Annotated in this window: 19 protein-coding genes; 8 read left to right on the top strand and 11 right to left on the bottom strand. The window is 61.4% G+C overall.

Going from position 1 to position 25,077, the window contains the following annotated elements; translation table 11 throughout:
* Positions 1–49: 49 nt before the first annotated feature.
* The 4 genes from NTD80_RS19655 to NTD80_RS19640 all read right to left on the bottom strand — a co-directional run bounded on the left by NTD80_RS19655 (position 50) and on the right by NTD80_RS19640 (position 4,704).
* Positions 50–286 carry a DUF1653 domain-containing protein gene (locus NTD80_RS19655; protein ID WP_021490990.1) on the bottom strand — a complete coding sequence of 79 codons (237 nt, stop codon included), beginning with the start codon at positions 284–286 and terminating at the stop codon, positions 50–52.
* Positions 287–383: 97 nt separating this feature from the next.
* Positions 384–1,559, bottom strand: coding sequence for an acetyl-CoA C-acyltransferase FadA (fadA, locus tag NTD80_RS19650; RefSeq protein ID WP_065902012.1), 1,176 nt, complete (start codon positions 1,557–1,559; stop codon positions 384–386).
* A gap of 29 nt (positions 1,560–1,588) precedes the next feature.
* Positions 1,589–3,736 carry a fatty acid oxidation complex subunit alpha FadB gene (gene fadB, locus NTD80_RS19645; RefSeq protein WP_065902014.1) on the bottom strand — a complete coding sequence of 716 codons (2,148 nt, stop codon included), beginning with the start codon at positions 3,734–3,736 and terminating at the stop codon, positions 1,589–1,591.
* A 530-nt stretch (positions 3,737–4,266) separates the two neighbouring features.
* Positions 4,267–4,704 carry a hypothetical protein gene (locus NTD80_RS19640; protein ID WP_065902016.1) on the bottom strand — a complete coding sequence of 146 codons (438 nt, stop codon included), beginning with the start codon at positions 4,702–4,704 and terminating at the stop codon, positions 4,267–4,269.
* Positions 4,705–4,809: 105 nt separating this feature from the next.
* Between NTD80_RS19640 and NTD80_RS19635 the strand changes: the two genes are divergently transcribed.
* A complete protein-coding gene (locus tag NTD80_RS19635) occupies positions 4,810–5,250 on the top strand; it encodes a universal stress protein (protein ID WP_262134625.1) in 441 nt (146 codons plus the stop codon).
* Positions 5,251–5,431: 181 nt separating this feature from the next.
* Here NTD80_RS19635 and NTD80_RS19630 read toward each other — a convergent pair whose 3' ends face one another.
* The gene (locus NTD80_RS19630; RefSeq protein WP_065902020.1) at positions 5,432–7,354 is read right to left on the bottom strand and encodes an ATP-binding cassette domain-containing protein; all 1,923 of its coding nucleotides are present in this window, start codon (positions 7,352–7,354) and stop codon (positions 5,432–5,434) included.
* A gap of 213 nt (positions 7,355–7,567) precedes the next feature.
* Here NTD80_RS19630 and NTD80_RS19625 point away from each other — a divergent pair, with 213 nt between their 5' ends.
* Entirely contained in the window at positions 7,568–9,496 is a 1,929-nt protein-coding gene (locus NTD80_RS19625; RefSeq protein ID WP_106804818.1) for a transglycosylase SLT domain-containing protein, read from the top strand.
* 351 nt (positions 9,497–9,847) lie between these two features.
* Here NTD80_RS19625 and NTD80_RS19620 read toward each other — a convergent pair whose 3' ends face one another.
* A complete protein-coding gene (locus NTD80_RS19620) occupies positions 9,848–11,635 on the bottom strand; it encodes an ABC transporter transmembrane domain-containing protein (RefSeq protein ID WP_177410351.1) in 1,788 nt (595 codons plus the stop codon).
* 246 nt (positions 11,636–11,881) lie between these two features.
* On the opposite strand from NTD80_RS19620, the gene NTD80_RS19615 reads away from it, so the two are divergent.
* Entirely contained in the window at positions 11,882–12,055 is a 174-nt protein-coding gene (locus tag NTD80_RS19615; RefSeq protein WP_162946068.1) for a PA1571 family protein, read from the top strand.
* Between the two features lie 83 nt (positions 12,056–12,138).
* On the opposite strand, the gene pdxB is transcribed toward NTD80_RS19615, so the two are convergent.
* The gene (gene pdxB / locus NTD80_RS19610; protein WP_262134623.1) at positions 12,139–13,281 is read right to left on the bottom strand and encodes a 4-phosphoerythronate dehydrogenase PdxB; all 1,143 of its coding nucleotides are present in this window, start codon (positions 13,279–13,281) and stop codon (positions 12,139–12,141) included.
* 138 nt (positions 13,282–13,419) lie between these two features.
* Between pdxB and NTD80_RS19605 the strand changes: the two genes are divergently transcribed.
* Complete coding sequence (locus NTD80_RS19605) at positions 13,420–14,814, top strand: MATE family efflux transporter (RefSeq protein ID WP_106804821.1); 1,395 nt, start codon at positions 13,420–13,422, stop codon at positions 14,812–14,814.
* Here NTD80_RS19605 and tusA read toward each other — a convergent pair.
* Positions 14,811–15,062, bottom strand: a complete 252-nt coding sequence (tusA, locus tag NTD80_RS19600; RefSeq protein ID WP_065902032.1) for a sulfurtransferase TusA — start codon at positions 15,060–15,062, stop codon at positions 14,811–14,813. The two genes, NTD80_RS19605 and tusA, sit on opposite strands and share 4 nt — an antisense overlap.
* A 125-nt stretch (positions 15,063–15,187) precedes the next feature.
* Complete coding sequence (gene rlmM / locus NTD80_RS19595; RefSeq protein ID WP_065902033.1) at positions 15,188–16,264, bottom strand: 23S rRNA (cytidine(2498)-2'-O)-methyltransferase RlmM; 1,077 nt, start codon at positions 16,262–16,264, stop codon at positions 15,188–15,190.
* Between the two features lie 190 nt (positions 16,265–16,454).
* Here rlmM and acnA point away from each other — a divergent pair, with 190 nt between their 5' ends.
* Positions 16,455–19,196: an aconitate hydratase AcnA gene (gene acnA, locus NTD80_RS19590; RefSeq protein WP_262134622.1), complete on the top strand. Its 2,742-nt coding sequence runs from the start codon at positions 16,455–16,457 to the stop codon at positions 19,194–19,196.
* Between the two features lie 127 nt (positions 19,197–19,323).
* Here the strand turns inward: acnA and NTD80_RS19585 are convergent, their stop codons facing one another.
* The gene (locus NTD80_RS19585; protein WP_065902037.1) at positions 19,324–20,262 is read right to left on the bottom strand and encodes an aspartyl/asparaginyl beta-hydroxylase domain-containing protein; all 939 of its coding nucleotides are present in this window, start codon (positions 20,260–20,262) and stop codon (positions 19,324–19,326) included.
* A 454-nt stretch (positions 20,263–20,716) separates the two neighbouring features.
* On the bottom strand, positions 20,717–21,691 hold the full coding sequence (cysK, locus tag NTD80_RS19580) for a cysteine synthase A (protein WP_065902039.1): 975 nt from the start codon (positions 21,689–21,691) through the stop codon (positions 20,717–20,719).
* Positions 21,692–21,815: 124 nt separating this feature from the next.
* Here cysK and NTD80_RS19575 point away from each other — a divergent pair, with 124 nt between their 5' ends.
* The 3 genes from NTD80_RS19575 to NTD80_RS19565 all read left to right on the top strand — a co-directional run bounded on the left by NTD80_RS19575 (position 21,816) and on the right by NTD80_RS19565 (position 25,015).
* The gene (locus NTD80_RS19575; RefSeq protein ID WP_262134621.1) at positions 21,816–22,892 is read left to right on the top strand and encodes a DUF748 domain-containing protein; all 1,077 of its coding nucleotides are present in this window, start codon (positions 21,816–21,818) and stop codon (positions 22,890–22,892) included.
* A 99-nt stretch (positions 22,893–22,991) separates the two neighbouring features.
* Complete coding sequence (locus tag NTD80_RS19570) at positions 22,992–23,837, top strand: AAA family ATPase (protein WP_003210690.1); 846 nt, start codon at positions 22,992–22,994, stop codon at positions 23,835–23,837.
* Positions 23,837–25,015, top strand: coding sequence for a vWA domain-containing protein (locus NTD80_RS19565; RefSeq protein WP_106804825.1), 1,179 nt, complete (start codon positions 23,837–23,839; stop codon positions 25,013–25,015). The genes NTD80_RS19570 and NTD80_RS19565 overlap by 1 nt, the downstream gene beginning before the upstream one ends.
* Positions 25,016–25,077: the final 62 nt, after the last annotated feature.

Below are 25,077 nucleotides of genomic sequence, written 5' to 3'. Positions count from 1 at the left end.
ATAGTGGCAACAAGGTGAGGTCAAGCGCAGCATTCTGCGCGGCCTGCCGTTATTGCCCTGAAAAAAGACTGGGTTCGGCCTGGACCAAAGCAAAGCGCGGGACCTGCTCGCCGTCAACTTCGACGGTCTCCAGGAACATGCTCAAAGGACGTACCCAAAAGCCGTAATCGCCATACAGTGCTTGGTAAAACACCACTTCCTCTTCGGTCTCGGAGTGCCGTGCCACGTTGAATACGCGGTACTGCGGCCCCTTGTAATGTTGGTAGAGCCCTGGTTCGACTTTCATGCTCTGGCCCTCTTACAAAATTTGTTGAAAAAAAATATTAAAAATTCCAAAAAACAAAAACCGGGGCACTGGGCCCCGGCTTCCGTCATCCCAACGCTTAGAGGCGTTCGAAGACGGTGGAGATGCCTTGGCCGAGGCCAATGCACATGGTAGCAACCCCGAGGTTGCCGCCATTTTGCTTCATCACGTTAAGCAGAGTGCCGGAAATACGCGCACCGGAGCAACCAAATGGGTGGCCCAGGGCAATCGCACCGCCGTGCAGGTTAACCTTCTCGTTCATCTTGTCGAGTACTTTCAGATCTTTCAGCACTGGCAGGGCCTGTGCGGCGAAAGCTTCGTTGAGCTCGAAGAAGTCGATATCGGAGATGGTCAGGCCTGCGCGCTTCAAGGCTTTTTGTGTGGCCGGTACTGGACCATAGCCCATGATTGCCGGGTCCACACCTGCGACTGCCATCGAACGAATCACCGCCATCGGCTGAATACCCAGGTCCTGGGCCCGCTGCGCCGACATCACGATCATGCACGAAGCACCGTCCGTGATCTGCGACGAAGTGCCGGCTGTCACGGTGCCACCCTTTGGATTGAAGGCCGGCTTGAGGGCCGCCAGGCTTTCCAGGGTAGTATCCGGACGAATGGTTTCGTCGTAGTCGAACAGTTTCAGGAAACCGTTCTCGTCATAGCCGTTCATCGGGATGATCTCATCCTTGAACTTGCCTTCCACGGTCGCCTTGTGGGCGAGCTGGTGGGAACGCAGGCCGAAGGCGTCCTGGGCTTCACGGGTAATGCCGTGCATTTTTCCGAGCATTTCCGCGGTCAGGCCCATCATGCCCGAGGCTTTTGCCGCGTACAGCGACATGTGCGGGTTAGGATCGACGCCGTGCATCATGCTGACGTGGCCCATGTGCTCCACGCCACCGACCACGAACACATCACCGTTGCCGGTCATGATCGCCTGGGCGGCGGTGTGCAGCGCGCTCATCGACGAGCCGCACAGGCGGCTGACGGTCTGGCCAGCGGCCGTGTGCGGGATCTGGGTCATCAACGACGCCATGCGCGCGATGTTCCAGCCCTGCTCCAGGGTCTGGTTGACGCAGCCCCAGATCACGTCCTCGACTTCGTTCGGGTCGACCTTGACGTTACGCTCCAGCAGTTTGCTGATCAGGTGCGCCGACATGTCTTCGGCGCGGGTGTTGCGGTGCATGCCGCCCTTGGAGCGGCCCATCGGAGTACGACCGAAGTCGACAATCACGACGTCTCTTGGATTCAAGCTCATAAATATTCTCGCTCAAGTGTATGGGACGCTTAACCGAAGAAGCTCTGGCCGTTCTTGGCCATTTCACGCAGCTTCGCGGTCGGGTGGTACAGCGGGCCCAAATCAGCGTATTTGTCAGCCAGGGCAACGAACTCGGCCACACCGATCGAGTCGATGTAACGCAGCGCACCGCCACGGAATGGAGGGAAACCAATACCGTACACCAGGCCCATATCGGCTTCGGCGGCGGTCTCGACGATGCCGTCTTCCAGGCAACGCACGGTCTCCAGGCACAGGGCGATCATCATCCAGTTGATGATGTCCTCGTCGGACACCTCACGCTGTTCGTAGATGACCGGCGCGAGTACTTCGTGCACCGACGGGTCGGCCACTTTCTTCTGCTTGCCCTTCTTGTCAGCCTCGTAGGCGTAGAAGCCCTTGCCGTTCTTCTGGCCCAGGCGCTTGGCTTCGTAGAGCGCGTCGATCGCCGAGCGGCGGTCGTCTTTCATGCGGTCCGGGAAGCCCTCGGCCATTACGTCGCGACCGTGGTGGCCGGTGTCGATGCCGACCACGTCCATCAGGTACGCCGGGCCCATCGGCCAGCCGAATTTTTCCATGACCTTGTCGATGCGCACGAAGTCCACACCGGCACTCACCAACTTGGCGAAACCGCCGAAGTACGGGAACAGAACGCGGTTGACCAGGAAGCCCGGGCAGTCGTTGACGACGATCGGGTTCTTGCCCATTTTCTTCGCGTAAGCCACGGTGGTGGCGATTGCCAGCTCACTGGACTTCTCGCCACGGATCACTTCCACCAGCGGCATCATGTGCACCGGGTTGAAGAAGTGCATGCCGACGAAGTTTTCCGGACGCTTGAGGGCCTTGGCCAGCAGCGAGATGGAAATGGTCGAAGTGTTGGACGCCAGGATGGTGTCGTCTTTGACCTGGGCTTCCACTTCTGCCAGTACGGCTTGCTTGACCTTCGGGTTCTCGACAACGGCTTCGACCACCAGGTCGACGTGGCCGAAATCGCCGTAGGACAGCGTAGGACGAATGCCGTTAAGCACTTCAGCCATTTTCGCGGCGGTCATGCGGCCTTTGTCCACGCGGCCGACCAGCAGCTTGGCGGCTTCTGCCAGGCCTTGCTCGATACCGTGCTCGTTGATGTCCTTCATCAGGATCGGCGTGCCTTTGGACGCCGACTGATAAGCGATACCGCCACCCATGATACCGGCGCCGAGTACGGCAGCCTGTTTCACGTCCTTGGCGATTTCGTCGTAGGCCTTGGCCTTTTTCTTCAGCTCCTGATCGTTCAGGAACAAGCCGATCAGGCTCTGGGCTGCCGAGGTCTTCGCCAGTTTGACGAAACCTGCCGCTTCCACTTCCAGGGCTTTGTCGCGACCGAAGTTCGCGGCCTTCTGGATGGTCTTGATCGCTTCAACCGGCGCCGGGTAGTTCGGGCCGGCCTGGCCAGCCACGAAACCCTTGGCGGTTTCGAACGACATCATTTGCTCGATGGCGTTGAGCTTGAGTTTTTCCAGCTTCGGCTGGCGCTTGGCCTTGTAGTCAAATTCGCCACTGATGGCGCCCTTGATCAGGTTCAGCGCGGCTTCGGCCAGTTTGTCCGGGGCGACTACAGCGTCGACAGCACCGACTTTCAGCGCGTCTTCGGCTTTGTTTTCCTTACCGGCGGCGATCCACTCGATCGCGTTGTCGGCACCGATCAGGCGCGGCAGGCGCACGGTGCCACCAAAGCCCGGGTAGATGCCCAGCTTGACTTCAGGCAGGCCGATCTTGGCGGTAGCCGACATGACACGGAAGTCTGCCGCGAGGCACATTTCCAGGCCGCCGCCCAGCGCGATGCCGTTGATGGCAGCCACGGTCGGCACGTTGAGGTCTTCGAAATCGCTGAAAATCTTGTTGGCTTCGAGGTTGCCAGCCACCAGCTCGGCATCGGGCAGCTTGAAGTTGTCGACGAATTCGGTGATGTCAGCGCCGACGATAAACACGTCCTTGCCGCTGGAGACGATCACGCCCTTGACCGAAGCATCTGCTTTGATGGTGTCTACGGCCTGACGCAATTCATTCAGGGTTAGACGGTTGAACTTGTTGACGGACTCACCCTTGAGGTCGAATTTCAATTCGACGATGCCACTTTCAAGAGCCTTAACCGTGATGGCTTTACCTTCGTAAATCATCAACTGATCTCCACGATATGGAAGCTGAACAGTACACACTGGACGCTGGCCTCTGGTTGGACACTGACTGTTGCGTCAATGCTCATGCCAATCCGCCAGGCACACCCGCCAATGCGATAGTCGGGATTCTGTATGAGCGGTCTGACAGACAAACGCTCAATTCATACGCCCGTTTGATTTGGGTACGCCACCTTCATCCAATTCCGGGCAATTGTCAATCGCTCGAAAGGCTAGGAAAAACGCGACTTTCCAGTCATTTCAGAACCCCGACCTTAAGCCGGCGACTCGTCAATATTCAAATATTCACAAGATCAATAATAGAAAAGATGTGGGAAAAGGCTGTACAGAACGGGATATGCCGCTAGGCTAGCGACAACCGTAATGCGACTGGATGAACATCCGTCGTGGGAACCACAGATTTACCGGCCTGCCTGGCCAACTCCAGCCCGATGATGATGTCGGGCTTTTTATTGCCTGCTGTTTCTCCCGAATACGGCGGCCGTAGGAACTCAGGGCCGGGAGGATAGGTGTCAGGCCAGCGCCTTGAGCAACGCATCGATGTCTTTCAACACACTCGGCTCGCCCTTCTCGCCCCAATACAAGGCGATCATTTGCTTGTCGGCTTCGACCTTGTAGACGTTGGCCGGCAGCGTCGCAAAATACGGCAACAACTTTTCATCGACGCACACTTCACGCCACTGGTTGACCCACACGCCCGGCTCCAACTGCCAGTAACTCCAGATCGTCGGCGTACTGCTGCGCCGTGGCCGGCAGTACTGCGCACACGGGCTCGGCGGCTCCTGCTTGAGCCAATGCGGCCACTCCTGAGGCGCCAGTTGCATGGCCAGGCCGATGCGGCGCGCCTCCATGCGCAGGGCCATGCGCCCGCTCTGATGGCGCGACGGGCGCAGCCATGCCAGGGGGCTCAGAACCACCACAAGGATTGACACCACTATCCAGACCGTCATATGTGTACTCCCGAATTTCTAGATGAGCGGATTTGACCTGACGCAACCCCATCCGCTTGAAAGCAGCCATACTGAATCTATTGCAGTCCCCTGGAGGAACGCCCCATGTCCTACGAACATATTCTGGTCGCTGTCGACCTGACCGAAGAGTGCGATCCAGTGATCAAGCGCGCCCGCGCCTTCGCGGTCGCCAGCAACGCCAAACTCTCCCTGGTGCATATCGTCGAGCCGATGGCCATGGCCTTTGGCGGTGACGTGCCCATGGACCTTTCCCAGCTGCAGCAACAGCAGTTTGACCAGGCCAAGGAGCGCCTGGACCGCTTGATCATCAAATACCCGGAAGTGACCAAGGAAAACTCCCACCTTACTTACGGCCAACCGCGCCAGGAAATCCACCACCTCGCCAAGGAACAGGGCTGCGACCTGATCGTGGTCGGCAGCCATGGCCGCCACGGCTTGGCGTTGCTGCTCGGTTCTACCGCCAACGACGTGTTGCACGGCGCGCCGTGTGATGTGCTGGCGGTGAAGCTGGTCAAAGCCTCGTAATCCTAACGAAGATCAAATGTGGGAGCGGGCTTGCTCGCGAAAGCTTTTTGTCAGTTGATGCATCTGGTAACTGACACACCGCTTTCGCGAGCAAGCCCGCTCCCACATTTGGATCGTGCTTCATATAAAAAACCCGGTGTTCACTCAATGAACACCGGGTTTTTTAATGCACGCGAATCAATCAGGCATCCAGCTCGGCCCAACGCTCAACCAGCGCTTCCAGCTCCTGGTTCAATGTCTCCAGGGAAGCAATCACCTTCGCCGTCTCTGCTGCCGGACGCAGGTAGAAGCCCGCGTCAGCCATTTCCGCTTCTACGGCGGCAATCTGCTGCTCCTTGGCATCGATGTCACCCGGCAAGGCTTCCAGCTCGCGCTGCAGCTTGTAGCTGAGTTTCTTCTTGGCCGCCGGCGCAGCGGTTTCCTGCACGGGTGCCGCAGCGGCCACTGGCGCGACCACAGCGGAGGTCAAGTCGGCCTTGCCGGACTTGCTCTCGGTCACGCCCAGCAGGCGCGGCGAGCCGCCCTGGCGCAGCCAGTCCTGATAACCACCGACGTATTCACGCACCTTGCCTTCGCCCTCGAAGACCAGGGTGCTGGTGACCACGTTGTCGAGGAATGCCCGGTCGTGGCTGACCATCAGCACAGTGCCGTTGAAGGTCAGCAGCACTTCTTCCAACAGCTCGAGGGTTTCCACGTCGAGGTCGTTGGTCGGTTCGTCGAGTACCAGCAGGTTGGCTGGTTTGCTGAACAGCTTGGCCAGCAGCAGGCGTGCGCGCTCACCACCGGACAAGGCCTTCACCGGTGTACGGGCACGTTGCGGGCTGAACAGGAAGTCGCCCAGGTAGCTCAGCACGTGGCGGCTCTGGCCGTCGATGTCGATAAAGTCGCGACCTTCGGCGACGTTGTCGATCACGGTTTTTTCCAGGTCCAACTGGTGACGCAACTGGTCGAAGTACGCCACGTCGATACGCGTGCCCTCTTCCACGGTGCCGCTGGTCGGTTGCAGGCCGCTGAGCATCAGCTTGAGCAAGGTGGTCTTGCCGGTACCGTTGGCGCCCAACAGGCCGATGCGGTCGCCGCGCTGCAGGACCATCGAGAAGTCCTTGATCAGGAACGGACCGTCCGGGTGATGGAAGCTGACGTTCTCCAGCACCATCACCTGCTTGCCGGATTTATCGGCGGTATCCAGCTGGATATTGGCCTTGCCGGTGCGCTCGCGGCGTTCGCTGCGCTCAACGCGCAGGGCCTTGAGGGCACGTACGCGGCCTTCGTTACGGGTGCGGCGGGCCTTGATGCCCTGGCGAATCCAGACTTCTTCCTGGGCCAGCTTCTTGTCGAACAAGGCGTTGGCGGTTTCTTCGGCGGCCAGGGCGGCCTCCTTGTGCACCAGGAAGCTGGCGTAGTCGCCGTTCCAGTCGATCAGGCCACCACGGTCCAGCTCAAGAATGCGGGTCGCCAGGTTCTGCAGGAAGGAGCGGTCGTGCGTGATGAACAACACGGCGCCCTGGAAATCCTTGAGGGCTTCTTCCAGCCAGGCAATCGCGCCGATGTCCAAGTGGTTGGTTGGCTCGTCGAGCAGCAGCAAGTCCGGCTCGGAGACCAGGGCCTGGGCCAGCAGCACGCGGCGACGCCAGCCGCCGGACAACTCGGCAAGGGTCTTGTCGGCCGGCAGTTGCAGGCGGCTCAGGGTGCTGTCGACCAGTTGCTGCAAGCGCCAGCCGTCACGGGCCTCGAGGTCTTGCTGGACATGCATCAGCTTGTCCAGGTCTGCCTCGGTGACGCAGTTCTGCGCCAGGTGATGGTACTCGGCGAGCAATGCGCCCACGCCGTCCAGGCCTTCGGCAACCACGTCGAAGACTGTCCGTCCGTCGGCCACCGGCAATTCCTGCGGCAATTCGCCGATCTTGAGGCCAGGGGCGCGCCAGACAGAGCCGTCGTCGGGCTTCTGGTCGCCTTTGACCAGCTTCATCATGCTGGACTTGCCGGTGCCATTGCGGCCGATGATGCACACCCGCTCACCACGGGCGATCTGCCAGGACACCTTGTCCAACAACGGCATAGCGCCGAAAGCAAGGGACACATCGCTGAATTTGAGCAGGGTCATACGCTTCTCCAAAAACTGGGCGCGCATTCTACCTGACTTGAGGAGGGGATGCGGCCAGCATTTTCCCAGCTGACACGTTCAGCAGGACATTTGCCGCGAACTTGAACGAACCGGCCGGCAAAGCTTTCGTAGGCGTCGGGCAAAAGGCTAAGCTAGGGGCAATCAGTGTCGGCGGTGCCGGTGCTAGTCGTGATTTCTCTGCACGGACGTCTCATGCGCAGTCGCCTTTTCAATTTCTTGTCTTGTCTGCTTCTTTCCGCCACCGCCGTTCAATCTGCCCAGGCCGTGGACCTCACCACCCAACGTCAATATTACGATGAAGCCAAACGTGCGCTGGCCAAGGGCGATACCGGCCCGTACATGCAATACAGCCAGGCGCTGGCCGATTATCCGCTGACGCCCTACCTTGCCTACGACGAACTGACCGCGCGCCTGAAAAGCGCCAGCAACGAGGAAATCGAACAATTCCTCGCCAAGAACGGCGACCTGCCCCAGGCCAACTGGATGAAGCTGCGCTGGTTGCGCTGGCTTGCCGACCGTGGCGACTGGCAGACCTTTGAAAAGTACTACGACCCCAAGCTCAATTTCGTCGAGCTGGACTGCCTCCACGGCCAGTACCAGCTCACCCATAACCTGAAGGCCGAAGGGTACAAGACCACTGAAAAACTCTGGATGACCGGCAAATCCCAACCGGCCGCCTGCGACGCCACCTTCGGCCAGTGGGCCGCCGATGGCCAGCTCACCGAACAGAAGATCTGGGACCGCGCCAAGCTGGCCGCCGAGGCCCGCAACTACGCGCTGGCCAACAGCCTGGTGAAAACCCTGCCGACCCTCGGCGCCCAGGGCCGCCTGATGGTGGACGTGGCGCAAAAGCCCGACATGCTCAGCGATCCGTCACGTTTCCTGCCGGCCAACGAGGCCATGTCTGACGCGGTCGGGCTGGGTCTTCGCCGCCTGGCGCGCCAGGATCCCGACAAGGCCATGGCCTTGCTCGACGGTTATGCCAGCAGCATGCACTTCTCCCGTGACGAAAAAGTGGCAATCGCCCGTGAGATCGGCCTGACCCTGGCCAAGCGTTTCGACCCACGCGCCCTTGAAGTGATGACCAAGTACGACCCGGAGCTGCGCGACAACACTGTGTCGGAATGGCGTCTTCGCCTGCTGTTGCGCCTGGCCCGCTGGGAAGATGCCTACCAGCTGACCCGCAAACTCCCACAGGACCTGGCGACCACCAACCGCTGGCGCTACTGGCAGGCACGTAGCCTGGAACTGGCCGAGCCGAAAAACCCGCAAGCCCTGGTGCTGTACAAGAACCTCGCGCAGGAACGCGATTTCTATGGCTTCCTCGCCGCGGATCGCTCCAAGGCCCCGTATCAGTTGAAGAACAAACCACTGCTGATGAGCCAGGCGCTGGTCAACAAAGTGCGAAACACCCCAGGCGTGCGCCGTGCGCTGGAGTTCTACGCACGTGGCCAGGTGGTCGACGGGCGCCGCGAATGGTACCACGTCAGCCGTCACTTCAACCGCGACGAAATGGTCGCCCAGGCCAAGCTGGCCTATGACATGAAGTGGTACTTCCCGGCGATTCGCACCATCAGCCAGGCACAGTACTGGGACGACCTGGACATCCGCTTCCCGATGGCCCACCGCGACACCCTGGTGCGCGAAGCCAAGGTGCGTGGCCTGCATTCCAGCTGGGTGTTTGCCATTACTCGCCAGGAAAGCGCCTTCATGGATGACGCGCGCTCCGGCGTCGGCGCCAGCGGCCTGATGCAACTGATGCCCGGCACCGCCAAGGACACCGCGCGCAAGTTCAGCATCCCGCTGGCCTCACCGGCCCAGGTGCTGGACCCGGACAAGAACATCCAGCTCGGCGCCGCGTACCTGAGCCAGGTACACAGCCAGTTCAACGGCAACCGCGTGCTCGCCTCCGCCGCCTACAACGCCGGCCCCGGCCGCGTGCGCCAATGGCTGCGAGGTGCCGACCACCTGAGTTTCGACGTTTGGGTGGAAAGCATTCCATTCGACGAAACCCGCCAGTACGTACAGAACGTGCTGTCTTATTCGGTGATCTACGGGCAAAAGCTCAACTCGCCACAGCCGCTGGTAGATTGGCATGAGCGGTATTTCGATGATCAGTGATTCACACTGAAGAAAGCCCCGCGATCAGCCGGATTACTGTGGCGAGCAGGCTTGTTTGTCGTGAGCTGGCTTATTGTGGATTGAGTTGGCTTGTTGTGGTGAGTGAGCCTGTTGTGGATTGAGCTGGCTTGTTGTGGATTGACCTGGCTTGTTGTGGCGAGCGGGCTTGCCCCGCGTTGGAGCGCGAAGCGCTCCCATCCAAGCCACCCTCACTGCAACTGGAAGACTGAGCCAACAGGTTTTAGGGCTGCTACGCAGCCCAACGCGGGGCAAGCCCGCTCACCACAAAACAAGCCCGCTCACCACAAACACGCCTGCTCACCACATTCAAGCCTGCTCGCCTGCCCCCAGCTAGCCTTCGCTTTTCGCAACCTCAATCCCATCATTGAACTGCAACGCCGCCAACCGCGCATACAGCGGATTGTTCGCAATCAATTGCTGATGCGTGCCCACCGCCACCAGCTTGCCCTGGTCCATCACTGCAATGCGGTCCGCATGTTTCACCGTTGCCAGGCGATGGGCGATCACCAGCGTGGTGCGCCCCTGCATCAATTGCGGCAAGGCCTGCTGGATCAGGTGTTCACTTTGCGCATCAAGGGCGCTGGTGGCCTCGTCGAGCAGCAGGATCGGGGCGTCCACCAGCAACGCACGGGCGATGGCCAGGCGTTGGCGCTGGCCGCCGGAGAGGCCCATGCCGCCATCGCCCAAGTGAGTCTGGTAGCCATCGGGCATTTGTAGGATGAAGTCGTGGGCGTGGGCGATGCGCGCGGCAGCTTCAACCTGCTCGCGCGTGGCGGTCGGGTTGCCGTAGCGGATGTTTTCTTCGACGCTGCCGAAAAACAGCGCCGGGCTCTGCGAGACCAGCGCGAAATGCCGGCGCAGGTCCAAGGGGTCGAGTTCGGTCAGTGGATGGCCGTCGAGCAGGATGCGGCCATGCTGGGGATCGTAGAAACGCAGCAACAGGTCGAAAATCGTCGACTTGCCCGCGCCGGAAGGCCCTACCAACGCCAGGGTTTCACCGGGATTGATAGTCAGACTCAGCCCATCGATCGCGTAACTGTCCGGCCGTGACGGGTAGGAAAACCGCAGGTCCTGCAGCTCCATCCGGCCACTGACGCGTTCGGGCAACTGCACACTGCCGCTGGCCGGCGCCTGGATTTCGTTGCTTGACTGCAACAACTCGCCAATCCGCTCGGCGGCACCCGCAGCACGTTGCAGTTCACCGAGCACTTCGCTGAGGGTGCCCACGGCGCTGCCGACGATCAGGCTGTAGAACACAAATGCCGCCAGTTCGCCGCCGGAAATGCGCCCGCTGATCACGTCCATGCCGCCGACCCAGAGCATCACGCCCACGGCCCCGAGCACCAGCATGATCACCAGCGTGATCAACCAGGCGCGCTGGGTGATGCGTTTGCGCGCGGTGGTAAACGCCTCCTCCACCGTGACGGCAAAGCGCTGCTCATCCTGCACCTGGTGGTTATAGGCTTGCACCGTCTTGATCTGGCCGAGAGTCTCGGACACGTAGCTGCCCACATCGGCGATACGGTCCTGGCTCAGGCGCGACAAGCTGCGCACACGGCGGCCAAAGATCAGGATCGGCGCCAGCACCAGCGGCAGCGCGATCACCACGATGCTGGTGAGCTTGGGGTTGGTGACAAACAGCAGCACGATGCCGCCGATGACCATCAAGGCATTGCGCAGGAACAGCGACAGCGACGAGCCGATCACCGATTGCAGCAAGGTGGTGTCGGTGGTCAGGCGCGACTGGATCTCCGAACTGCGGTTGTTCTCGTAGAACCCGGGATGCAGGTAGATCAAATGGTTGAACACCTGGCGACGAATGTCAGCCACTACCCGCTCGCCGATCCACGACACCAGGTAAAACCGCGCAAAGGTGCCCACCGCCAGGCCCACTACCAGCACCATGAACAGGCCGATGGATTGGTTGAGCAGGTGCGGCGACTGGGTCATGAAGCCCTGGTCCACCAGCAGGCGAATGCCCTGCCCCATCGACAAGGTGATGCCGGCGGTAACGATCAGCGCTAACAGGGCACCGAGGGCCTGCCAGCGGTACGGCGCGATGAAGCGGCTGGCCAGGCGAATTGCACGGCGTTGACGGACGGAGAACATGGAGGGCATCACCTGATCGGAAAGGGTTGGTACCTGCGTCCTTACATGGGGGGAACTTGCGCGAATAACAATGAGTCAGGTTAATTATGCCCGCCGATGCTGGCCCCTAGAGGCTATCGGTCTAACGCCCGGCTGGAAATCCACAGTGGTTTCTGGTGGACTGGGTGTTCGAACCGCTGACTGTGCAAGGAGTTGTAACAGCTTGGTCACGCGGGGGGTTCAGAGTAGGTACACAACCTGATGAGGAGACAGGCCATGACCTTGCAAAACAGCAGCGACGCCAAAATTGAAGTGATCCGCCAACCGCAACAGTTGCCTTGCTCGTACATCGACGCCACGGGCCGCGAAGTGCAGATTACCGAAGAGATGATCCAGCAAGCCTGCAGCGAGCTGGAACAACGACTGGTCAAGCCTGCCCAGCAAGGCTGAAGCGCCCACGCTCTTTTAGAACCGGCCCAGGTGGCCGGTTTTTTTATACCCGCCACCCTATAGCAGCGACCCGGGAGTCGAGGTCAGAGCAATTCTGCGCCGAGGGCCGAGACCATAGCCGAGAGCACGGCAGATTCCCCATTGATACGCACCTTCAGCGCGTCAATCTCGCGGCGCGCCGGGTAGCCCTTGCGCAACAGGTCGAACGCCTTGCGCTGTTCTTCCACGGTGCCCACCAGGCTACGGCGGAAATCCGCATCATCACGGCGCGGGTCGTACACGCTGCGGCACAAGGTGGCCAGGGCCCAGGCCGGATCGGTGGACGCGTTCAAATGCACCTCGGCCAGCCAGGGCGCTGGCAGCAGGTCGTTCAACTGAATCACCGGTTCCTGGCCCAGGTAGGCACAGAACGCCTGGTAGATCTGCGCCGTGCCGCGCTGCCGGCCATCCAGGCTGTAGCCGGCAATGTGTGGGGTGGCCAGCACGCACAGGTCGGCCAGATCGACGTCCACTTCCGGCTCGCCTTCCCACACATCCAGCACCGCTTGCAGGTCTTCGCGCGCCAGCAGGACTTCGCGCAGGGCGGCATTGTCGACCACCGGGCCGCGGCTGGCGTTGATCAGCCAGGTGCCCGGTTTAAGCTGCTCGAGGCGCTGGCGGTCGAACAGATGCCAGGTGGAGCCATTGCCGGACTTGGTCAGCGGCGTGTGCAGGCTGATCACGTCGCACTGCTCGATAATCTGCTCCAGGCTGAGGTAATCGCCGTCTTCGGCAATCTGGCGTGGCGGGTCGCACACCTGCACGTTCCAGCCCAGGCCCTTGAGTACCTTGACCAACCGCCCGCCCACTTCACCGGCGCCGACCACACCGTAGGTTCGCTGGTTAAGGTCGACGCCTTCGATCTCGGCCAGCGTCTGCAGGCTGCCCAGTACGTAATCGACCACGCCGCGCGCGTTGCAGCCCGGCGCGCTGGACCACTGGATGCCCGCCTGCCGGAAATACTCCAGGTCCAGGTGGTCGGTGCCGATGGTGCAGGTGCCGACAAAGCGCACGTTGCTGCCTTCCAGCAGCGCACGGTTGACGTTGGTCACCGAGCGCACCAGCAGCACGTCGGCCTGCTCGACCGTGGCGCGGTCGATGGAACGGCCGGGCACGCGGCGAATCTCGCCAAACCCTTCGAAGAATGCATCGAGCAGCGGGATATTTTCGTCGGCAACAATCAACATGGCAGGCTCCTTTGGCGGATCAGCAGTGTACAGGCATCACAGCCGTCGCTTACAAATCGCTAACACAGGTTTTTTCCTGACCGTTGCGTCAAGGCGTAGAATCCGCCGTCCTTGCGCTGCTCGACTGGACATTTGTACGTGAACACTGCCACCGCTCCCCTTACCCGCCCCGCCCGCATCAGCCGGGAAGTGCGCGGCCTGCTGACGCTGGCCCTGCCGATCATGATCGGCCAACTGGCCACCACCGCGATGAGTTTTGTCGACGCGGTGATGGCCGGGCGCGTCAGCCCCCAGGACCTGGCGGCAGTGGGTCTGGGCAACTCGATCTGGATCCCGGTGTACCTGCTGATGACCGGTACGCTTCTGGCAACCACGCCGAAAGTGGCCCAGCGCTACGGGGCCGGGCAGTTCAGCGAGATCGGCCCGCTGGTGCGCCAATCGCTGTGGCTGGCGGTGGTGGTCGGCATCAGCGCGGCCCTGTTGCTGCTCTGCGCCGAACCGATCCTGCACGCGATGAAGGTCGAGCCCGACCTGATCAAGCCCTCCATGGGCTACCTGCACGGCATCGCCGCCGGCATGCCGGCCATTGCGCTGTATTACGTGCTGCGCTGTTTCAGCGATGGCCTGGGCCGCACGCGACCGAGCATGGTCATGGGCCTGTGCGGGCTGGCGCTGAACATTCCACTGAACTACATCTTCATCTACGGCCACCTCGGCGTGCCCGCCATGGGCGGCGTGGGCTGCGGCTGGGCCACGGCGATTGCGATGTGGGTGATGATGCTCGGCCTGGCCGTTTGGACCCGCTGGGGCCCGGCCTACCAGAGCAGTGAGCTGTTCACGCGCTTTGACTGGCCGCAGTGGGCGGTGATCAAGCGCGTACTGGGGATCGGCCTGCCGATCGGTATCGCGATCTTCGCCGAATCGAGCATCTTTGCGGTGATCGCGCTGCTGATCGGCAGCCTCGGCGCCACGGTGGTGTCCGGGCACCAGATCGCCCTGAACGTCAGCTCCCTGGTGTTCATGATCCCTTACTCCCTGAGCATGGCCGTCACCGTGCGCGTCGGCCAGGCCCTGGGGCGCGGCGAGCCGCGTGAAGCGCGCTTCGCCGCCGGGGTCGGGATGGGCACCGCGCTGGCGTATGCCTGCCTGTCCTGCAGCCTGATGCTGGTGTTCCGCGAGCAGATCGCGACGATCTACACCCCGGACCCGATCGTGATCCACCTGGCTTCGACGCTGATCGTGTTCTCGGCGCTGTTCCAGTTCTCGGATTCGATCCAGGTCACCGCCGCCGGCGCCCTGCGGGGTTACCAGGACACCCGCGTGACCATGGTGCTGACGCTGTTTGCCTATTGGGGCGTGGGGCTGCCGGTGGGGTATGCGCTGGGCCTGACCAACTGGCTCGGCGAGCCCAGCGGCCCGAGCGGCTTGTGGCAGGGGCTGATCGTCGGCCTGAGCTGTGCGGCGGGGATGTTGCTGGTGCGCCTGGCGCGCAGTGCACGCCGGCGCATTCGCCTGGACAAGGCGCGGGGTTAATCGGCCTTCTTGCGGATCCAGTACAGGTAAGTGCCGGCCTGCTCCTGCTGATCCACCAGTTCGTGATCGAGGAACACGCAGAACTTGGGGATATCGCGACGCGTCGACGGGTCGGTCGCGATGACCTTGAGCAAGCCGCCGGCCGGCAGGTCGCGGATGTGCTGGTGCAGCATCATCACCGGCTCCGGGCAGTTGAGGCCGGTGGCGTCCAAGGTCGCGTCGACAGGCAAATCAACAGACTGATTCATCACTTACTCCTAAATCCAGCCTGCTCCACTCTGGGAGCGGGCTTGCCCGCGATGACGGGGCACATTCAACATAAATTTCGACCGTTATACCGCTTTCGCCGGCAAGCCAGCGCCTGCCTTTGATCTCAGCGGCCTTTAGATTTCTTTACATCGACCAACCGACGCAGGTGGCACGTCACTTCCTCGCGGTCGTGGTACAGCTGCTTGCAGCCAATCTCCACGCGGATGCCACGCGCCTTGAAGCCGTCTTCGATGCGCTCCAGCAAACGCTTCACTTCGGCGTAGCGCTGCTTCATCGGCAACTTCAGGTTGACCACCGCCTCGCGACAATGCCCTTCACCGATCCAGGTTTCCAGCAGGGCTGCGTTACGCGCCGGCTTTTCGACGATGTCGCAGACCATCCAGTCCACCGGCTGCTTGGGCACGAAGGTGAAGCCGTCAGCCATCAAGTGCTGCACCAGGCCGGTGTCCATCAGGCTTTCGGCCATCGGGCCGTTGTCGATGGCGGTCACCAGCATGCCACGATTGACCAGTTGCCAGGTCCAGCCGCCCGGCGCTGCGCCGAGGTCGACGCCGGTCATGTCGCCGTGCAGGCGTTCATCCCACTGGTCGCGAGGGATGAAGTGGTGCCAAGCCTCTTCCAGCTTCAGGGTCGAGCGGCTGGGTGCTTCACGCGGAAACTTGAGGCGCGGGATGCCCATCGGCCACATTGCCGAGTTGTTCGACTCGGCCAGGCCCATGAACACTTCGCGACCACTCTTGAAGGTCAGCAACAGGCGCGGCTTGCTCGGGTCGTCCACCAGCTTGCCGGCGTTGAGCAGGGCTTTGCGCAGGTGCACTTCGAATTTCTTGCAGAAGTTGGAGAGTTCCTTGCCGTCATTGGTGTCGACCATCTCCAGCCACAGGCTGCCACACACCGGAAACTCGCGCAGGTGGGTGAGGATCACGCTGATGCGGTCGGTTTCCGGCAGGTCGATGAACACCCCGCGCGCCCACTGCCGCGGGAAGATCAGCTCGGCAAAGCGCTGGCCGTGCATCAGGCGCTGGGCGCCGTCTTCTTCGGTGCAGACAAATTCGGCGCAGGCGCTGCCGGTCTTGGCCTTGGCGTAGCCGGAAACGTTCAGGCGCGCGGCGTGTTCCGCGATCTCGGAACAGACTTCGCCTTCAAAACCCGGGCGGCAGTGCATAAAAAGGGTGTTCATCAACTCTCCTGGTAACACGCTTGCTGTAGCGCAAGGCCTGTCATGAAAACGCGCGCATGATAGCCGAGTTCGGAACCTTGGTTCTGTCCATAGAGTCCAGTAATTAGCCAGCTACTGAAAACAGGGCTAGTTTGAAAGCTCTGTTCGTCCCGTCAGGTCCGTAGCCGTGCGGACCATAAGGAGTCATGTAATGTCATCCCTTGATAGCCTGAGAACCCTTAAGACCCTGCAGATCGACGCAAAAACCTACCACTATTTCAGCCTGCCCGAAGCCGCCAAGAGCTTGGGTGACCTGGATAAGTTGCCGATGTCCCTCAAAGTGCTGCTGGAAAACCTGCTGCGCTGGGAAGACGACAAGACCGTCACCGGCGCCGACCTGAAGGCCATCGCCGCCTGGCTCAAAGAGCGCAAGTCCGATCGCGAGATCCAGTACCGCCCCGCCCGAGTATTGATGCAAGACTTTACCGGGGTCCCCGCCGTAGTCGACCTGGCCGCCATGCGCGCCGCCGTGGCCAAGGCCGGTGGCGACCCGCAGCGCATCAACCCGCTGTCGCCCGTGGACCTGGTCATCGACCACTCGGTGATGGTCGACAAGTTCGGCACCACCAGCGCGTTCGAGCAGAACGTCGACATCGAGATGCAGCGCAATGGCGAACGCTACGCCTTCCTGCGCTGGGGCCAGAGCGCCTTCGACAACTTCAGCGTGGTGCCGCCTGGCACCGGTATCTGTCACCAGGTCAACCTCGAATACCTCGGCCGCACCGTGTGGACCAAAGATGAGGACGACCGCACCTATGCGTTCCCCGACACCCTGGTGGGCACCGACTCGCACACCACCATGATCAACGGCCTGGGCGTGCTCGGCTGGGGCGTGGGCGGTATCGAGGCGGAAGCGGCGATGCTCGGCCAGCCCGTGTCGATGCTGATCCCGGAAGTGATCGGCTTCAAGCTCACCGGTAAATTGAAAGAAGGTATTACTGCCACCGACCTGGTGCTGACCGTCACCCAGATGCTGCGCAAGAAAGGCGTGGTGGGTAAGTTCGTCGAGTTCTACGGCGACGGCCTGGCCGACCTGCCGCTGGCTGACCGCGCGACCATCGCCAACATGGCCCCGGAATACGGCGCCACCTGCGGCTTTTTCCCGGTGGACGAGGTGACGCTGGATTACCTGCGCCTGTCCGGTCGTCCGGCAGAAACCGTCAAGCTGGTCGAGGCCTACACCAAGGCCCAGGGCCTGTGGCGCAACGCTGGCCAGGAGCCGGTGTTCACCGACAGCCTGGCGCTGGACATGGGCAGCGTCGAAGCCAGCCTGGCCGGGCCGAAACGCCCGCAGGACCGTGTGTCACTGCCGAATGTCGGCCAGGCCTTCAGCGACTTCCTCGACTTGCAATTCAAACCGACCAACAAGGAAGAAGGCCGCCTGGAAAGTGAAGGCGGCGGCGGTGTCGCCGTGGGCAATGCCGACCTCGTCGGCGAAACCGACTACGAATACGACGGCCAGACCTACCGCCTGAAAAACGGCGCGGTGGTGATCGCCGCGATTACCTCCTGCACCAACACCTCCAACCCCAGCGTGATGATGGCCGCCGGCCTGGTGGCGAAAAAGGCCGTGGAAAAGGGCCTGACGCGCAAACCCTGGGTGAAAACCTCGCTGGCGCCGGGCTCCAAGGTGGTCACCGACTACTACAAGGCAGCCGGCCTGACCCACTACCTCGACAAGCTGGGCTTCGACCTGGTCGGCTACGGCTGCACCACCTGTATCGGCAACTCCGGCCCCTTGCCCGAGCCGATCGAAAAAGCCATCCAGAAAGCCGACCTGGCCGTCGCTTCGGTGCTGTCCGGCAACCGCAACTTCGAGGGCCGCGTTCATCCGCTGGTGAAAACCAACTGGTTGGCCTCGCCACCGCTGGTAGTTGCTTACGCACTGGCCGGCACCGTGCGCATCGATATCAGCAGCGAACCACTGGGTAACGATCAGGACGGCAAGCCGGTGTACCTCAAGGACATCTGGCCCAGCAGCCAGGAAATCGCCGACGCGGTAGCGCAGGTCAGCACGAGTATGTTCCATAAGGAATACGCCGAAGTATTCGCCGGCGACGAACAGTGGCAAGCGATCGAAGTGCCGCAGGCGGCAACGTATGTGTGGCAGGAGGATTCCACCTACATCCAGCACCCACCGTTCTTCGACGACATTGCCGGCCCGCTGCCGGTGATCAAGGACGTCAAGGGCGCCAACGTGCTGGCCCTGCTCGGTGATTCGGTGACCACCGACCACATCTCCCCCGCCGGCAACATCAAGACCGACAGCCCTGCCGGCCGCTACCTGCGCGAGCAGGGCGTGGAACCGCGTGACTTCAACTCCTACGGCTCACGCCGGGGCAACCATGAAGTGATGATGCGCGGCACGTTCGCCAACATCCGGATCCGCAATGAAATGCTCGGCGGCGAGGAAGGCGGCAATACGCTGTACATCCCTACCGGCGAGAAAATGCCGATCTACGATGCCTCGATGAAATACCAGGCAGCGGGCACCCCGCTGGTGGTGATCGCCGGCCAGGAATACGGCACCGGCTCCAGCCGCGACTGGGCGGCCAAGGGCACCAACCTGTTGGGCGTCAAGGCGGTGATCGCCGAGAGCTTCGAGCGCATCCACCGCTCCAACCTGGTGGGCATGGGCGTGCTGCCGCTGCAGTTCAAGCTGGATCAGAACCGTAAGTCACTCAAGCTGACCGGCAAGGAGAAGATCGACATCCTCGGCCTGACGGACGCCGAGATTGAGCCGCGCATGAACCTGACCCTGGTGATTACCCGGGAAGATGGCAGCAGCGAGAAGGTCGAGGTGCTGTGCCGGATCGATACGCTGAATGAGGTGGAGTACTTCAAGGCGGGGGGCATCCTGCACTACGTGCTTCGCCAATTGATCGCCTCTTAAACAACCCTGCAAAACCAACTGTGGGAGCGGGCTTGCTCGCGAATGCGGTGGATCAGTCAAGAATGTATCGACTGACACTCCGCATTCGCGGGCAAGCCCGCTCCCACAGTTTCGAGCGCATTTGAGATCAGCCGAACAACCACTTCCACAACAGCACCAGCACCACTACCGCCAGCACCGGCCGTGCAATGCGGTAGGCCTTGGGATGCTTGCGCTTCCACTGCTTGACCACACCGCTGAACTTGTCGCTGAAGGTCTTGCTCCAGGCATACGCCTGGTTGATGCCGCCGACGCGCTCGTCGTCGAGGTTCTGCGGCGCAGTGGCGCGGCCCAGTTGCTTGCTGACCCAGCGGTTGACGCGGGTCATCAGGCGGTTGCTCAAGGGGCGCTCGATGTCGCAGAACAGGATGACGCGGGTCTTTTCGGTCTCGTTCTTCACCCAGTGCACATACGTTTCGTCGAACATCACGTCTTCACCGTCGCGCCAGGCGTACACCTGGCCATCGACGAAGATGCGGCAGTCGTCGGAGTTCGGCGTGGACAGGCCCAGGTGATAGCGCAGCGAACCGGCAAACGGGTCGCGGTGCGGGTTGAGGTGGCTGCCGCCTGGCAACAGCGCGAACATCGCGCCCTTGACGTTGGGGATGCTGCTCACCAGCGCCACGGTTTTCGGGCACAGCGCCTCGGCCGATGGCAGGGGTTTGTCGTACCACTTGAGGTAGAAACGCTTCCAGCCCTTCTTGAAGAACGAACCGAACCCGGCGTCGTTGTTCTTTTCGGCGGCGCGGATGTACCCCTCGTCGAACAGGTGCATGGCCTCTTCGCGGATCACTTCCCAGTTGTCCTTGAGCACATCCAGTTCCGGGAATTTGCTGCGGTCCAGGTAAGGTTTGGACGGCACGGCGGAGAACAGGTACATCAAGGCGTTATACGGGGCGAACAGCGCCGAATGATTGACGAACTGGCGCAACATCGGCAAACGGGCCTTGCCGCGCAGGTGCACATACAGCGTGCTGCCGATAAACAACGCCAGCACCGACAGTTTGGCGGCCAAAGAAAAGGTCATGCAGCAACTCCTGAAAATAAGCGCCTGGCCAACAGCAGACGTAGCAGCCGGCCATGATAAACAGTTGGGCCATTATGCAGAAGGCCCGAGCTGACCGGCTGACACAAATCAAACATTGCAAGTAACGCGGGTGGGGCAAGCGGATCTCATATGGTGACTGGGCTTGTTGTGGTGGCCGAACCTGTTGTGGCTAGGACTTATATGGCTAGCGGGCTTGTTGTGGCGAGCGGGCTTGCCCCGCGTTGGGGCGCGAAGCGGCCCTGAAACCATTCACCGCGTTCCTCCCTGCAAAAACCCGCTGGATTGATTGGGGCCGCTTCGCAGCCCAACGCGGGGCAAGCCCGCTCACCACAGGAAGCGGAAAGCGCGCTCACGACAAATCAACAATACGCCTACTTACCCCATCAAACCTGCCCACGACAAAACATCAAGCCCGCTCACCACAAAACAATCATCAGGCCTGGTTTTCCTGCTCGGTAAACAAATCGCTGAACAGCATGCTCGACAGGTAGCGCTCACCGGAGTCCGGCAAAATGACAACGATAGTCTTGCCCTGCATTTCCGGCTTCTCCGCCAGACGCACGGCCACGGCCATCGCCGCCCCGCAGGAGATTCCGCAGAGGATGCCTTCTTCCTGCATCAGGCGCAGGGCCATGGCCTTGGACTCTTCGTCGGTCACCAGTTCCACGCGGTCGACCATCGACAGATCCAGGTTCTTCGGCACAAAACCGGCGCCAATGCCCTGGATCTTGTGCGAACTCGGCTTGATCTCTTCACCGGCCAGGGCCTGGGTGATCACCGGCGACACAAGCGGCTCTACGGCCACCGATAGAATCGGCTTGCCCGCGGTGTTCTTGATATAGCGCGACACCCCGGTGATCGTGCCGCCGGTGCCCACGCCCGCGACCAGCACGTCGACGGCGCCATCGGTGTCATTCCAGATTTCCGGGCCGGTGGTTTTCTCGTGGATGGCCGGGTTGGCCGGGTTTTCGAACTGGCCTGGCATGAAGTACTGGGCCGGGTCGCTGGCGACGATCTCAGCGGCTTTGGCGATGGCCCCTGGCATGCCCTTGGCCGGCTCGGTCAGCACCAGCTCGGCGCCGAGGGCCTTGAGCACCTTGCGGCGCTCGATACTCATCGACGCAGGCATGGTCAGCAGCAGCTTGTAGCCACGGGCAGCGGCCACGAACGCCAGGCCGATACCGGTGTTGCCGGAGGTAGGTTCGACGATGGTCATGCCCGGCTTGAGTTTGCCGGTGCTTTCGGCGTCCCAGATCATGTTTGCGCCAATGCGGCACTTCACCGAGTAACCCGGGTTACGCCCTTCGATCTTGGCCAGGATGGTCACGCCACGCGGGGCGATGCGGTTGATCTGGACCAGGGGCGTGTTACCGATGGAGTGCGCGTTGTCTGCAAAGATGCGGCTCATGACGGGTCCTTAAGGCAATTTCAAGAAGGTCACAAGGGTATGCCTCGTCCACCAAGGCGTCCAGTCAGAGGAACGTTGCGCCCACCCGGGCGGTCCATCGCCTATACCGTTGGAGAACCTGACCATGAGACGTCGCTACAGTTGGCCACTCTGGACCTTCGCCGCCCTGGTGGTGGTGCTGGTTGCCATCGACCTGGCCCTGCCCTACCTGGTGCGCAACTACTTGAATGACAAACTCGCCGACATGGGCGACTACCGTGGCCAGGTCACCGACGTGGACGTGGCCCTGTGGCGCGGCGCGTACAGGATCAACGGCCTGCAGATCGTCAAGGTCGACGGCAAGGTGCCGGTACCGTTCGTCAAGGCGCCGTTGATCGACCTGGCGGTGAGCTGGCATTCGCTGTGGTACGACCATGCGGTGGTGGCTGAGGTGCAGTTCGTCAACCCCGAGGTCAACTTCGTCGATGGCGGGGCCAACAAGCAGGCGTCCCAGACCGGTAAAGGCACCGACTGGCGCGCGCAGTTGAGCAAACTGCTGCCGATCACCCTCAACGAAGTGCGCATCCAGGACGGCAAGATCGCCTTCCACAACTTCAGCTCCAAACCGCCGGTGAACATCAACGCCACGTCGGTCAACGCCAGCTTCTATAACCTCACCAACGTGGTCGACGTCAAAGGCAAGCGTGACGCCCGCTTCGACGGCAAGGCCCTGCTGCAAGGCCAGGCGCCCCTGGAAGCGACTGCCACGTTTGACCCGCTGAGCAACTTCGAAGACTTCGAATTCCGCTTTCGCGCCAGGGACCTGCAGCTGCGCCGCATGAATGATTTCGCATCGGCGTACGGCAAGTTCGACTTCAAGGCCGGTTCCGGTGATGTGGTGATCGAGGCCCAGGCGGAAAAAGGCCAGTTGACCGGCTACATCAAGCCGCTGCTGCGCAATGTGGAAGTCTTCGATTGGCAACAGGACGTCGAAAACAAGGACAAGAACATCTTCCGCTCGATCTGGGAGGCCGTGGTCGGCGCCAGCGAGACGGTGCTGAAGAACCAGGCCAAGAACCAGTTCGCCACCCGCGTGGAGCTGAGTGGCAGCGTGCATCAGCAGAATGTCAGCGCGTTCTCCGCGTTTTTGGCGATTTTGCGCAATGGCTTCATCCAGGCATTCAACGCACGCTATGAACAACCCAAGCCATCGGCGGATTGAGCCTGACCGGCCATTCAGAGACTGAATAACCCGTCTGCGTTCACAGTCGCCGGGGCCGCGCGGTATAGTCCGGGCATTGATGAATTCGAGGAATGACCGATGAAGTTCGAAGGCACCCAGGCCTACGTTGCCACCGATGACCTGAAACTGGCCGTCAACGCTGCCATTACCCTGGAGCGTCCGCTGCTGGTCAAGGGTGAGCCCGGCACCGGCAAGACCATGCTTGCCGAGCAACTGGCCGAATCCTTCGGTGCCAAGCTGATCACCTGGCACATCAAGTCCACCACCAAGGCCCACCAGGGCCTGTACGAGTACGACGCGGTCAGCCGCCTGCGCGACTCGCAACTGGGCGTGGACAAGGTGCACGACGTGCGCAACTACCTGAAGAAGGGCAAGCTGTGGGAGGCGTTCGAGTCCGAAGAGCGCGTGATCCTGCTGATCGATGAAATCGACAAGGCCGACATCGAGTTCCCCAACGACCTGTTGCAGGAACTCGACAAGATGGAGTTCTACGTCTACGAAATCGACGAGACCATCAAGGCGAAGAAACGCCCGATCATCATCATTACCTCCAACAATGAAAAAGAGCTGCCGGACGCGTTCCTGCGCCGCTGCTTCTTCCACTACATCGCCTTCCCCGACCGCACCACCCTGCAAAAGATCGTCGATGTGCACTACCCCGACATCAAGAAGGACCTCGTCAGCGAAGCGCTGGACGTGTTCTTCGATGTGCGCAAAGTGCCGGGCCTGAAGAAGAAACCTTCCACCTCCGAACTGGTGGACTGGCTCAAGCTGCTGATGGCCGACAATATCGGCGAAGCGGTGCTGCGCGAGCGCGACCCCACCAAGGCGATCCCGCCGCTGGCCGGTGCCTTGGTGAAGAACGAGCAAGACGTGCAACTGCTTGAACGTCTGGCATTCATGAGCCGTCGCGGTAATCGATAATGTTGCTCAACCTGTTCAATGAAATGCGCGCAGCCAAGGTGCCGGTCTCGGTGCGCGAGCTGCTCGACCTGATCAACGCGCTGAAACAGCGCGTGACCTTCGCCGACATGGACGAGTTCTACTACTTGGCCCGCGCGATCCTGGTCAAGGATGAACGGCATTTCGACAAGTTCGACCGAGCCTTCGGCGCCTACTTCAACGGCCTCGAAAAGCTCGACGACCATCTGCAGGCGCTGATCCCCGAAGACTGGCTGCGCAAGGAATTCGAACGCTCGCTGAGCGACGAGGAACGCGCACAGATCCAATCTCTCGGCGGCCTCGACAAGCTGATCGAGGCGTTCAAGCAACGCCTGGAAGAACAGAAGGAACGCCACGCCGGCGGCAATAAGTGGATCGGCACCGGCGGTACCAGCCCGTTCGGCTCCGGCGGCTACAACCCGGAAGGCATTCGCGTCGGCGACGCCGGCAAACGCCAGGGCAAGGCCGTCAAGGTCTGGGACCAGCGCGAGTACAAGAACCTCGACGACCAGGTGGAACTGGGCACGCGCAACATCAAGATCGCCCTGCGCCGCCTGCGCAAATTCGCGCGCCAGGGTGCGGCCGAAGAGCTGGATATCGACGGCACCATCGACCACACCGCCCGCGACGCCGGGCTGCTGAACATCCAGATGCGCCCGGAGCGGCGCAACACCATCAAGCTGTTGTTGCTGTTCGACATCGGCGGCTCGATGGATGCCCATGTGAAAATCTGCGAGGAACTGTTCTCGGCATGCAAGACCGAGTTCAAGCACCTGGAGTACTTCTACTTCCACAACTTCGTGTACGAGTCGGTCTGGAAGAACAACCAGCGCCGCACCTCGGAGCGCACTTCCACCCAAGACCTGCTGCACAAGTACGGCGCCGACTACAAAGTGATCTTTATCGGCGACGCGTCGATGGCCCCGTATGAGATCACCCAGGCCGGCGGCAGCGTCGAGCATTGGAATGAAGAGCCAGGGTATGTGTGGATGCAGCGCTTCATGGCCAAGTACAAGAAGCTGATCTGGATAAACCCGTACCCGAAAGACACCTGGGGCTATACCGCCTCGACGGGGATTGTGCGCGAGTTGGTCGAAGACCAGATGTACCCGCTGACGCTGCGCGGGCTGGAAGAAGGCATGCGCTTCCTGTCCAAATAAACCTCTCGTAGGAGCCCGGCTTGCCGGCGATGAGGCCCTTGAGTCTTGCGCTGAGCAAGCGG

The organism is Pseudomonas sp. 13B_2.1_Bac1, assembly GCF_025466155.1.
Taxonomy (GTDB): domain Bacteria; phylum Pseudomonadota; class Gammaproteobacteria; order Pseudomonadales; family Pseudomonadaceae; genus Aquipseudomonas; species Aquipseudomonas aylmerensis.
This window is presented reverse-complemented; position numbering and strand designations above follow the sequence as displayed.

Bases quoted from the DNA above. Each gene is read 5' to 3' on its own strand.
- NTD80_RS19655 (WP_021490990.1), bottom strand. From the start codon at position 286: ATGAAAGTCGAACCAGGGCTCTACCAACATTACAAGGGGCCGCAGTAC.
- fadA (WP_065902012.1), bottom strand. From the start codon at position 1,559: ATGAGCTTGAATCCAAGAGACGTCGTGATTGTCGACTTCGGTCGTACT.
- fadB (WP_065902014.1), bottom strand. From the start codon at position 3,736: ATGATTTACGAAGGTAAAGCCATCACGGTTAAGGCTCTTGAAAGTGGC.
- NTD80_RS19640 (WP_065902016.1), bottom strand. From the start codon at position 4,704: ATGACGGTCTGGATAGTGGTGTCAATCCTTGTGGTGGTTCTGAGCCCC.
- NTD80_RS19635 (WP_262134625.1), top strand. From the start codon at position 4,810: ATGTCCTACGAACATATTCTGGTCGCTGTCGACCTGACCGAAGAGTGC.
- NTD80_RS19630 (WP_065902020.1), bottom strand. From the start codon at position 7,354: ATGACCCTGCTCAAATTCAGCGATGTGTCCCTTGCTTTCGGCGCTATG.
- NTD80_RS19625 (WP_106804818.1), top strand. From the start codon at position 7,568: ATGCGCAGTCGCCTTTTCAATTTCTTGTCTTGTCTGCTTCTTTCCGCC.
- NTD80_RS19620 (WP_177410351.1), bottom strand. From the start codon at position 11,635: ATGCCCTCCATGTTCTCCGTCCGTCAACGCCGTGCAATTCGCCTGGCC.
- NTD80_RS19615 (WP_162946068.1), top strand. From the start codon at position 11,882: ATGACCTTGCAAAACAGCAGCGACGCCAAAATTGAAGTGATCCGCCAA.
- pdxB (WP_262134623.1), bottom strand. From the start codon at position 13,281: ATGTTGATTGTTGCCGACGAAAATATCCCGCTGCTCGATGCATTCTTC.
- tusA (WP_065902032.1), bottom strand. From the start codon at position 15,062: ATGAATCAGTCTGTTGATTTGCCTGTCGACGCGACCTTGGACGCCACC.
- rlmM (WP_065902033.1), bottom strand. From the start codon at position 16,264: ATGAACACCCTTTTTATGCACTGCCGCCCGGGTTTTGAAGGCGAAGTC.
- acnA (WP_262134622.1), top strand. From the start codon at position 16,455: ATGTCATCCCTTGATAGCCTGAGAACCCTTAAGACCCTGCAGATCGAC.
- NTD80_RS19585 (WP_065902037.1), bottom strand. From the start codon at position 20,262: ATGACCTTTTCTTTGGCCGCCAAACTGTCGGTGCTGGCGTTGTTTATC.
- cysK (WP_065902039.1), bottom strand. From the start codon at position 21,691: ATGAGCCGCATCTTTGCAGACAACGCGCACTCCATCGGTAACACGCCC.
- NTD80_RS19575 (WP_262134621.1), top strand. From the start codon at position 21,816: ATGAGACGTCGCTACAGTTGGCCACTCTGGACCTTCGCCGCCCTGGTG.
- NTD80_RS19570 (WP_003210690.1), top strand. From the start codon at position 22,992: ATGAAGTTCGAAGGCACCCAGGCCTACGTTGCCACCGATGACCTGAAA.
- NTD80_RS19565 (WP_106804825.1), top strand. From the start codon at position 23,837: ATGTTGCTCAACCTGTTCAATGAAATGCGCGCAGCCAAGGTGCCGGTC.